General features: G+C 67.3%; 12 protein-coding genes. 7 read left to right on the top strand and 5 right to left on the bottom strand.

Annotated features, from left to right (window positions below; translation table 11 throughout):
* A partial coding sequence (locus ACWELQ_RS27800; RefSeq protein ID WP_452399989.1) for a glycerate kinase occupies positions 1–375 on the bottom strand: 375 nt, incomplete at its 3' end.
* Between the two features lie 98 nt (positions 376–473).
* On the opposite strand from ACWELQ_RS27800, the gene ACWELQ_RS27805 reads away from it, so the two are divergent.
* A complete protein-coding gene (locus tag ACWELQ_RS27805) occupies positions 474–797 on the top strand; it encodes a GNAT family N-acetyltransferase (protein WP_452399990.1) in 324 nt (107 codons plus the stop codon).
* Here the strand turns inward: ACWELQ_RS27805 and ACWELQ_RS27810 are convergent.
* Entirely contained in the window at positions 794–1,555 is a 762-nt protein-coding gene (locus ACWELQ_RS27810) for a lysophospholipid acyltransferase family protein (protein ID WP_452399991.1), read from the bottom strand. The two genes, ACWELQ_RS27805 and ACWELQ_RS27810, sit on opposite strands and share 4 nt — an antisense overlap.
* Before the next feature lie 134 nt (positions 1,556–1,689).
* On the opposite strand from ACWELQ_RS27810, the gene ACWELQ_RS27815 reads away from it, so the two are divergent.
* The 3 genes from ACWELQ_RS27815 to ACWELQ_RS27825 are packed head-to-tail and all read left to right on the top strand — an operon-like array spanning position 1,690 to position 3,578.
* Positions 1,690–2,304: a YqgE/AlgH family protein gene (locus tag ACWELQ_RS27815; RefSeq protein WP_452399992.1), complete on the top strand. Its 615-nt coding sequence runs from the start codon at positions 1,690–1,692 to the stop codon at positions 2,302–2,304.
* Between the two features lie 42 nt (positions 2,305–2,346).
* Positions 2,347–2,853: a sigma-70 family RNA polymerase sigma factor gene (locus tag ACWELQ_RS27820; RefSeq protein ID WP_379358784.1), complete on the top strand. Its 507-nt coding sequence runs from the start codon at positions 2,347–2,349 to the stop codon at positions 2,851–2,853.
* Entirely contained in the window at positions 2,850–3,578 is a 729-nt protein-coding gene (locus tag ACWELQ_RS27825) for a zf-HC2 domain-containing protein (protein WP_379358786.1), read from the top strand. Before ACWELQ_RS27820 ends, ACWELQ_RS27825 begins: the two co-directional genes overlap by 4 nt.
* A 3-nt stretch (positions 3,579–3,581) precedes the next feature.
* On the opposite strand, the gene ACWELQ_RS27830 is transcribed toward ACWELQ_RS27825, so the two are convergent.
* The 3 genes from ACWELQ_RS27830 to ACWELQ_RS27840 all read right to left on the bottom strand — a co-directional run bounded on the left by ACWELQ_RS27830 (position 3,582) and on the right by ACWELQ_RS27840 (position 5,943).
* Positions 3,582–4,352 carry an ABC transporter permease gene (locus tag ACWELQ_RS27830; protein ID WP_452399993.1) on the bottom strand — a complete coding sequence of 257 codons (771 nt, stop codon included), beginning with the start codon at positions 4,350–4,352 and terminating at the stop codon, positions 3,582–3,584.
* Positions 4,349–5,320 (bottom strand): ATP-binding cassette domain-containing protein, encoded by a 972-nt coding sequence (locus tag ACWELQ_RS27835; RefSeq protein ID WP_452399994.1) that lies wholly within the window; start codon positions 5,318–5,320, stop codon positions 4,349–4,351. The genes ACWELQ_RS27830 and ACWELQ_RS27835 overlap by 4 nt, the downstream gene beginning before the upstream one ends.
* Positions 5,321–5,442: 122 nt before the next feature.
* Positions 5,443–5,943, bottom strand: coding sequence for an EXLDI protein (locus tag ACWELQ_RS27840; protein WP_452399995.1), 501 nt, complete (start codon positions 5,941–5,943; stop codon positions 5,443–5,445).
* Between the two features lie 190 nt (positions 5,944–6,133).
* Here ACWELQ_RS27840 and ACWELQ_RS27845 point away from each other — a divergent pair, with 190 nt between their 5' ends.
* The 3 genes from ACWELQ_RS27845 to ACWELQ_RS27855 all read left to right on the top strand — a co-directional run.
* Positions 6,134–7,837, top strand: a complete 1,704-nt coding sequence (locus tag ACWELQ_RS27845; RefSeq protein WP_452399996.1) for a thiamine pyrophosphate-binding protein — start codon at positions 6,134–6,136, stop codon at positions 7,835–7,837.
* Between the two features lie 4 nt (positions 7,838–7,841).
* Complete coding sequence (locus ACWELQ_RS27850) at positions 7,842–8,501, top strand: SRPBCC family protein (RefSeq protein ID WP_452399997.1); 660 nt, start codon at positions 7,842–7,844, stop codon at positions 8,499–8,501.
* A 7-nt stretch (positions 8,502–8,508) separates the two neighbouring features.
* Positions 8,509–9,339: hypothetical protein (locus tag ACWELQ_RS27855; protein ID WP_452399998.1), on the top strand; the 831-nt coding region annotated here is incomplete at its 3' end.

Below are 9,339 nucleotides of genomic sequence, written 5' to 3' on the forward strand. Positions count from 1 at the left end.
CAGGGCGTCGCCGATCACGTCACCGACACCGTAGGTACTCGCGTGCAGCGGATCCGCTTGTCCGCCGGGAAGTTTCGTGATGCCACTGACGGCCGCCAGCTCCACCACCGCGGTCCGCCCGCGCACCGCGTAGGAGGTGCTCACCGGCGCCAGCGTCGGCCCGTAGCTCTCGACGGTGACCCGCTCCCAGCCCGCCGCCACGAACGCGTCGACCGTCCCGTCGCCGCCGTCCGCGATCGGGGCCTGCGTCACCCGGGTTTCCGGAGCGACCCCGGCGATCCCCGCCGCGAGTGCGGCCGCCACTTCCGCGGCGGTCAGGGAGCCCTTGAATTTGTCCGGGGCGAGCAACACCCGGCGCGGCCGTGGGTTCGTCATCCCTACAGTGTGCGCAATGGTGTGGGAAGCGACACGCCCGGAGCCACCCTTCCCGTATTCGGACAAATAGCCGTCGCGGGCGCACTAACCTCGAGCCCATGTCGAGTGAGTCGATCGAGGTCCGCAAGAACGCTGCACTGGATCGGTTCGAGTTGTACGTCGACGACTACCTCGCCGGTGTCGCGGCTTACCAGGACACCGCCAACGAGCGCGCGTTCGTGCACACCGAGATCTATCCACAGCACGAGGGGCTGGGCTACGGCCGCAAACTGGTGCAGGGGGCGCTGGATCAGACCCGCGACGAGGGTTTCGGCATCCTGCCGCTGTGCCCGATGGTGCACCATTTCGTCGAATCCCGGCCCGACTACCTGGCTTTGGTGCCGCAGTGGTCCAGGCAGCGGCTGAACCTGCCCCAGAGCTAGTACGCCTTGACCGCGCCGTCCAGCGCGGACTGCAATTCCTCGCGCACCACCCGCGTGATCTCGGCGGGCTTGGTGGGCAGTTCCGGCACGGGCACGCCGAAGTAGAAACTGGCCGAGTGCGCCTCCTCCTTGGTGGGCTCCACCTTCGGATCCGGCCGGGGCCCGTAACTCAGGCCGAGACTCACCAGCACCGGGTCCGCGCCGAGCTTCTTGGCTCGGAAGGCGATGTGCCCGATACCGGTTCCGACCTGCTGCACCTGGGTCGGATCCACGTCGTTGCAGGTGCCCTCCGGGAAGACCGCCACCCCGTCACCGCGGGCCATGCGCTCGGCGCAGATATCGATCATGCGCTGCCCGGCCGCGTTCACCGCGCGCAGTCCGTGGTCCTTGCCGCGGAACACCGGAATGCCGCCCATCATGTCGATGCGCCCGCGCAGCTTCTCCTCGACGAACAACTCGTCCTTGGCCAGCACCCGGGTGCGCCCGATGACCGGTCGCAGCGCGCTGCGCCAGGCCGCGGCGGCGACCGTGTACGGATCCAGCTGCGAGAGGTGGTTGACCGCGATGAGCAGCGGTCGCCGCTGGGAGATCAACTCCCGCAGCCGTTCCCGCGCCCCGGGCGCGTAGCTCACCCGCGGCCGGTAACGACGTCCCAACAGCCAGTAGGCCGCCCGCGCCTTCAGCAGATTCTGCTGGTGGTCACGATAGAAGTCGTAGACGGCATCGCTGTTCTCGAGGATCACCTCGGGACGTTCCATAAGGCCACCCTAGCTACCAACCGCAAGGTATGCGGGACAAGTTTTTCGGGCTCCGGAACGGCTCGTCACGGCACAAATGTGTAACCAGCAAATTATGCAACGCAATTAGCCTGTCTCAGTGCGATGATGGCGTAGTGGCACGCGCAGAGGAACACGGTGACCGTTCTCGACGCGAATTCCGGCATGAGGACCAGGTAGTTCGCCCTGGCACGTTGCTGGTGTCCGCAACCGATCTCGTGGAGCCGTCCTTTCGACGGTCCGTGGTGTACATCCTCGAGCACAATGACGGCGGCACCTGGGGTGTGGTGCTCAACAAACCCAGCGATACCGCCCTGCACGATGTGCTCCCCAATTGGTCCGAACTCGCCGCCGGGCCCCGCGCCCTCTATATCGGCGGACCGGTGAAACGTGATGCGGCACTGTGCCTGGCCACCATCAAGGTGGGCGCGTCCATTGCCGGGCTGGCCGGGGTGCGCCGGGTCGACGGCCGGGTCGCCCTGATCGATCTGGATTCCGATCCGGACCGGATCGAGGGCCTCGTCGAGGGTGTCCGGGTCTTCGCCGGTTACGCCGGATGGACCTTCGGTCAGCTGGAAGGCGAACTGGACCGCGGCGATTGGATCGTGCTCTCGGCCCTGCCCACCGATCCGCTCGCGGGCCGCGGCGACCTCTGGGCGCATGTCCTACGCCGCCAACCCCTCCCGCTGTCGCTGCTGGCCACCCATCCGATCGAGCTCGAACGAAACTGAACCGTCGGGACGTCTGTGTCGTGGTCGATGCGGAGGTGAGCGATGCCGGAGGATCAAGCCGCCTTGCTCCGCGCGCTGTACGACGAGCACGCGGCCGCATTGTGGCGCTACACCTACGGGTTGGTCGGGGATCCGGGTCGGGCCGAGGACATCGTGCAGGAGACCCTGCTGCGCGCGTGGCAGCGGCCCAATGTGCTGGATCAATCGACGAGCTCGGCGCGGGCGTGGCTGTTCACGGTTGCCCGTAACCTGGCTGTCGACGAACATCGCAGCGCGCGCAGTCGGCGCGAGTTCCGCACCGATCATCCGCCGGAGGTGCCCGAACCGGACAAGACCGATCGAGCGCTGGACGGGTGGCTGGTGGCGGACGCGCTGGCGCGGCTGAGCATCGATCACCGCGATGTGATCGTCCGTGCCTACTACCGGGGGCTTTCCACGCACCAGATCTCGGAGGAGTTGGAGATCCCGGAGGGCACGGTCAAGTCCCGCATGCACTACGGCATGCGGGCGTTGCGATTGGTGCTGCAGGAGATGGGGGTGACGAGATGACCGAGGGCCATGAGCTGTGCGATGGCTACACCACGTGGGATGGCGCGTATGTGCTCGGCGCTCTCGCCAGGGACGACCGCCGCGAGTACGAGGAGCATCTGACGGGATGCGACGCGTGCCGCGCGGCCGTGGGCAAGTTGGCCGGGCTGCCGGGCCTGCTGGCCCTGGTGGACGCGGATACCGCGCTGTCGGTTGCGGCGCAGGAGGATCCGCCCGCCAGTGTGCCGCCGCCGCCCGAGCGGCTGTTGCCGACCCTGGCGGAGCAGGCCGCCAAGCGGCGGCGCCGGGGGCGATGGTGGTCGATCGGCGGATCCGTGGCGGCGACGGCCGCGGCGGTGATGATCGCGGTGCCGGTGACCGCCAATGTCGCGCGCGACGCGGGCCCGGCGATCGTGCAGCAGGTGGTGGCGCAGGGTCCGCTGAAGCCGCAGACGGACACCCCGATTCAGGCCACCTACAAGGTGATCACCGTCAACGGGCAGACCCGGGTCGACATGTGGTGCCAGTACCCGCCCGCCACCGACAAGGACGACGCCTCGTACATGTGGACGCTGTCGCTGTGGGTGACCCGCGATGACGGCGTGGCCTCCAAACTGGCCGAATGGACGGTCAAGCCCGGACAGACGCTGACTCCGGACGGCACCACCTCGGTGTCGCCGGAGCAGCTGAAGACGGTCGAGATCCGCAATATGTCGGGGAAAGTCCTTCTCGCGGCGGGTATCTGACCGTTACCGGGTCTTGCGTCGGAAGGTCGTGGTGGACCAGAAGTAGCCGGCCACCCCGATCACCACGCACCAGCCGACTGCCAGGATCCCGTTGTGCCCGATCGGCCCGCCCATGAGCAGTCCGCGCAGGGTTTCGGTGATGGGGGTGAAGGGCTGGTATTCGGCGAACTGCTTCACCCCGGCGGGCATGGTGTCGGTGGGCACCAGACCACTGCCGAGGAAGGGCAGGAACAGGATCGGCGTGGGCATATTGGAGGCGCTCTCCGGCGTCTGGGCGATCAGCCCGAATCCCACACCGAGCCAGTTCAGCGCGAACACGGTCAGCGCGATGAGGCCGAAGGCCGCCAGCCACTCCAGCAGATCGGCGTGCGGCCGAAAGCCGATGGCCAGGGCCATCAGGGTCATGGCGATGACGCCCAGCATGCCCTGGATCAGGGTGCCGACCACCTGCCCGGTGAGGACCGAGGCATGGGAGAAGCACATGGTGCGAAAGCGATTGATGATGCCCTTGGTCATATCGGTGGCCATGCCGACAGCGACGCCCGCCACCATGTACGCGGGAATGATGAGCATCATGCCCGGCGTCAGATAGTCGATGTAGCGGCCACCGGTGGACGATTTCAGGGCGCCGCCGAACACGAAATTGAACAGCAGCAACAGGAACACCGGCATGATGATCAGCGCGAACGTCATGCCCGGATACCGCTTGGCGTGCACCAGATTCCGGCGCAGCATGGTCTTGGAATCAGCGAAAGACATGGCCAAGGTGCTCATTTGGAGGTCTCCTTCTCGGGAGCGTGGCCGCCGGTCAGGGCCAGGAAGACGTCGTCGAGGTCGGGGGTGTGCACGGACAGGCCCGCGGGTTCCACCCCGGCCGTATCGAGGCGGTCGATCACCTCGCGCACCGAGCGCACCGCGCCGTCACTGGGGATGGCCAGGGTGAGATCACCGTTCACCTGTGAAGCTGAGTCGAAAAGGCGCGCGGCGGTTTCGAATTCGATGCGGTCGCCGAAGTCCAGGCGGATGTAGCCGCCGGGCACGAGGCGCTTGAGCTGATCCGCGGTGCCCTCGGCGACCAGTCGCCCCTGGTGCAGCACGGCGATGCGGTCGGCCAGCTGGTCGGCCTCCTCCAGATACTGCGTGGTCAGGAAGATGGTGACGCCGCGCGCGGTGAGGCGGCGGATGACCTCCCACATGGCGCGGCGGCTGCGCGGATCCAGGCCCACGGTCGGCTCGTCGAGGAAGATGATGCGCGGATCGCCGACCAGGGTCATGGCCAGGTCGAGACGTCGCGTCATGCCGCCGGAGTAGCTGGAGGCGATCTTGTCGCCCGCCTCCTCCAGGTCGAAGGTGGCCAGCAGTTCGGCTGCCAGCCTGCGGGTTTCGCTGCGTGGCAGATGGTGCAGGTCGCCCATGAGGATGAGGTTCTCGCGGCCGGTGAGCAGTTCGTCGACGGCCGAGAACTGGCCGGTGACGCCGATCACCGAGCGCACCCCGTCGGGCTGGGTGCCGGGATCGAAACCGCCGACGGAGATTTCGCCGCCGTCCGCGCGCTTCAGCGTGGACAGGATCTCGACCGTGGTGGTCTTGCCCGCGCCATTGGGGCCGAGCATCGAGAAGACGCTGCCCTCCGGGACCGAGAAGTCGATGCGGTCGAGCACGATGTGCTCGCCGAAGGATTTGCAGAGGCCGGTGACCGTGATGGCCGCCGCTCCGGAGTGGTTCGCTGCGGGGTGGTTCATCGCTCCCCTCTCTTTCATCAATACATAGGCATGAATGCATGCGTCATCCAGGCCGTGACCGCCGAGGCATGCGGTCAAAGTGTTGTTGTTCGGCTATTCAGTTGTGCTACAGGCTTTTTCGATCAGATGTCGAGATCCTCGACGTGCGGGTTCTCCGCGTCGACGACGCGGGCGTAGAGGCGATCCGGGATCTTGCCCTTCAGGTCGTCGAGCGAGTCGAAGACCTCGAGGTCGAAATCGCCCCAATCCTGTTCCCCCAGACCGAGGAAACGACGCCACTGGCGCCAATTGGTGTCGGTCGGAAACTCCGACCATTTGGAGAAGTGGCTGTGCACCGCGTACGCGCCTTTGCGAGTGCGGTACACCCGGATGTCCTCGATGCGCTCGTTGGCCATCTGGTGCCAGTGCGTCAGCAGGGTGCCGGAGAAGCGGACCTGCCGCACCCCTTCCTTGCCGACCTTGAGGACCACCTCTTCGTAGCCCTCCTTGCGACCCTCCTCGAGCTCGATGAAGCGCCGCAGTGCCGTCACGATCGCGCCCGACAGATTGCCCCCCACCAGCTCCTGCGCGCGCTGAAACAGCTTGAGGTCGTCATCGGATACGTAAATCGTCTTGTTCGGCATGAGCCAACTATACGTAGACGTATACATACATGGCAAGAGTGGCCCACTCTCGGGGCTCTCAGGGGCTTCGCCCCCGAACCCCCGAGAGCACGCGGCAGACCAGCGGCGGAATTGAACCGCTCCCTACTCGCATTCGTATCCCGATTGAGGGTATCCGGGCACCGGTGGAGATCACCGAAAGGAAGCGCCCATGCACAGCGGTACAAGGGTCGTCGATCACCTGATCAAGGCGGTGTCGACCCTGGGCGTCGGGCACATCTTCGGTGTCGGCGGAGCGAATATCGAAGACCTGTACGACGCGGCCTTCGACAGGCGAGACCTGATCACGGCGGTGGTCGCCAAGCACGAGTTCGCCGCCGCCACCATGGCCGACGGCTACGCCCGCTCCACCGCCGGGCTCGGGGTCGTGTGCGCCACCTCCGGCGGCGGGGCCGTGAACCTGGTCGCCGGGCTGGCCGAGGCCTTCGCTTCCCGGGTGCCGGTGCTGGCCCTGATCGGACAGCCGCCGACGGTCTCGGAGGGCAAGGGCGCCTTTCAGGATTCGAGCGGGCGGGCCGGCGCCTTCGACGCGGTCGCGCTCTTCACGCCGATTTCGCACTATTGTGCGCGCGTCGAGGCCCCCGCCGACCTGCCCGCGCACCTCACCCACGCGGTCACCGCGGCACGCCGGGGCGGGCCCGCGGTCTTGCTGCTGCCCAAGGACATTCAGCAGGCCGACCTGGTCGCGCCGGACTTCGTGCCGCCCACCCGCGCCTATCGCCGCGAGATCGAGAACCTCTGGCGGGTGCTGCGCATCGTGCGCGGCGCGCATGCCACCGGGAAGATCGTGATCATTGCCGGGGACCAGGTGGCCCGCGATGACGCCCGGGTCGAACTGGCGCGCTTCGCCGCGGCCTTGGACGCCGCCGTCGGGGTGGCCCCGGACGCCAAAGACGTGTACCACCACGCGGATCCGGGCTACTGCGGCGTCTCCGGGAGCATGGGCAATCCGGAGCTGCTCGACGCGCTGCGCGGTGCGGCGCTGTGCCTGCTGGTCGGCACCCGCATGCCGGTCACCGCCCGGGCCGGGATGGAGGACGCACTGGCGGCGGTGCCGCTGGCGAGCATCGGTGCGCTGCCGCCCTTTCCGGCCGCCACCCACGCCCACAGCAACGACCTGGCCCGGACCCTCGCCGAACTGATCGGCGAATTGTCCTCCGGCGGTGGCGATCCCGAGGCCCGAATCATTCCGCTGCGCCCTCGCCCGCACCCCGAACCCGCGCTGACCGCGCTGCCGGTGCCGCCTTCCGACGGCCCGGGCCTGCGCTACCGCGAGGTGGTGGAGACCATCAACGGCGCGCTGCCCGACGGCTCCGACGTCTTCGCCGACGCGGGCAATACCGGTGCGGCCGTGGTGCATCACCTGCGGCTGCCCCGCGACGGGCGCTTCACGGTGGCGCTCGGCATGGGCGGAATGGGCTACGCGTTCGGGGCCGGGATCGGCTCCGCCTTCGCCCGCGAGCGGCGGCCCGACGGAAGCCCGCGCCGCACCTACGTGATCGCGGGCGACGGCGCTTTCTTCATGCACGGCATGGAAATTCACACCGCGATCGAGCACCGTCTGCCGGTCACCTTCGTGGTGTTCAACAACAACGCGCACGCCATGTGCATCACCCGCGAGCAGCTGTACTACGGAGATCGCTACAGCTTCAACCGATTTCGTCCCGCGTATCCGGGCGCCGGGATGGCCGCCATGTTCCCGGATCTGTGCACCCACGCACCGGAGTCCCTCGCCGAACTCGATGCCGCGCTGCGGCATTGCGCCGATCGACCGGGCCCCGCCTTCGTCAGCATCGACTGCGACCCCGATGAAATACCGCCGTTCACACCGTTCCTGACGTCTCCCAGGAGGTAATCCCGTGACCACCAGCGCCCTGCCCGCCCTGAGCGATATCCCCGACGCCGCCGTACCCGGTCTGCTGCGCATCGAGAATTCCGATCGCGACGCCACCACGCCGATCATTCTCGACATGCTGCGGTCGGTGTATCCGCACGACCAGATCTTCGGCGACTATTGCCCGGTCCAAGGCTATATCGACGCCCCGCCACGGGATCTGTACGAGTACCTCGCCGACACCAGGTCGCTGGAGGAGTGGACCTACAGCCTGCGCGGTTTCACCGAGACCGAGGAGCCGGGACTGTGGGTGTCGCACGACCGGCTCGGCGACAACACCAATATCTACACCCGCACGATCGCCAATCCCGATGCCATGACGGTGGATTACCACTGTGCCTGGGATCAGGGCGAGCACCTGTGGATGATCTACCTGATGCGGGTGGTCGACGCCCAGGTGGTGTTCGACAAGCCGGGATCGGTTGTGCTGTGGACGAATTGCCATCACCCGTTCTACGACAAGAACCCCTACAAGGACACCGCGCCGGACAAGCGCAAGGTGTGGGTCGGCGACTTCTGGGAGATGTTCTCCGCCGGGCACCAATTGGAGCTCGACAACCTCAAGGCCATCGCGGAATACCGCGCGTCGCACGGCCTGCCCATCAAGCCCGACTGGATGAAGTGAGCAACCGATGGATTTCACAGAGCCCTCGTTGAGGACGCCGCCTGTCAGCCTGGTCGACGTGGCCGGTTACCTCCCCGGTGAGCCGGTCGGCACCGAATACTTCACCCAGTTCTCCCGCTCGGACCGGATGGCCAAGAACGTCATGTTCCGCGCCCCCAAGGGGCGGCACCACATCGCCCGCGACGAGACCTCGGTCGATATGGTCGAGCAGGCGGTCGCCCCGCTCATCGATCGTCATGGGGCACAGGAACTCTCGAATATCGACGTGCTGGTCACCCACACCCAGCTCCCGGACAATCCGGTGCTCGGCATGGGGCCGGAGGTGGCGCGGCGGCTGGATATGAAGCCGCGCTGGGTCTTCGACGTCAGCAACGGCGGCTGCGCGGCGTTCATCCACGCCATGTGGATCGCCCGCATGGTGTTGCAGACCACCGACGCGCGCACCGCCCTCATCGCCTGCGCGCAGAACTGCGCCGGACCCGTGTTCACCCAGACCGATATTCGGGGGCTCGCCCAGGCCCCGGTCCCCGGCGACGGCTGCGGGGTCGGGCTGCTGGTCAAGAACAACTCCGCGCCCATCCTCGATATCGAGTGCCGCACCTATCCGGAATTCGCGGGGGACATGGAGTTCAGCACCAACGGCGATCGCAAGTACTGGGAGCCCGGCGAGGGCCAGGGCTGCGTGAGCTTCACCGAATCCAAGGTGGCCAAGGTGATGGCGCGCGGCAACCGGCTGGTGCCGGAGGTGGCGCAGCACGCCGTCGGTGAGGCGCCAGCGGCCGCCGTATCCCATGTAGCCGGGGCCCGCGCCGGGCGCGGTGCGCATCATGCCGACCGC

It is taken from the genome of Nocardia sp. NPDC004722 (assembly GCF_053601505.1).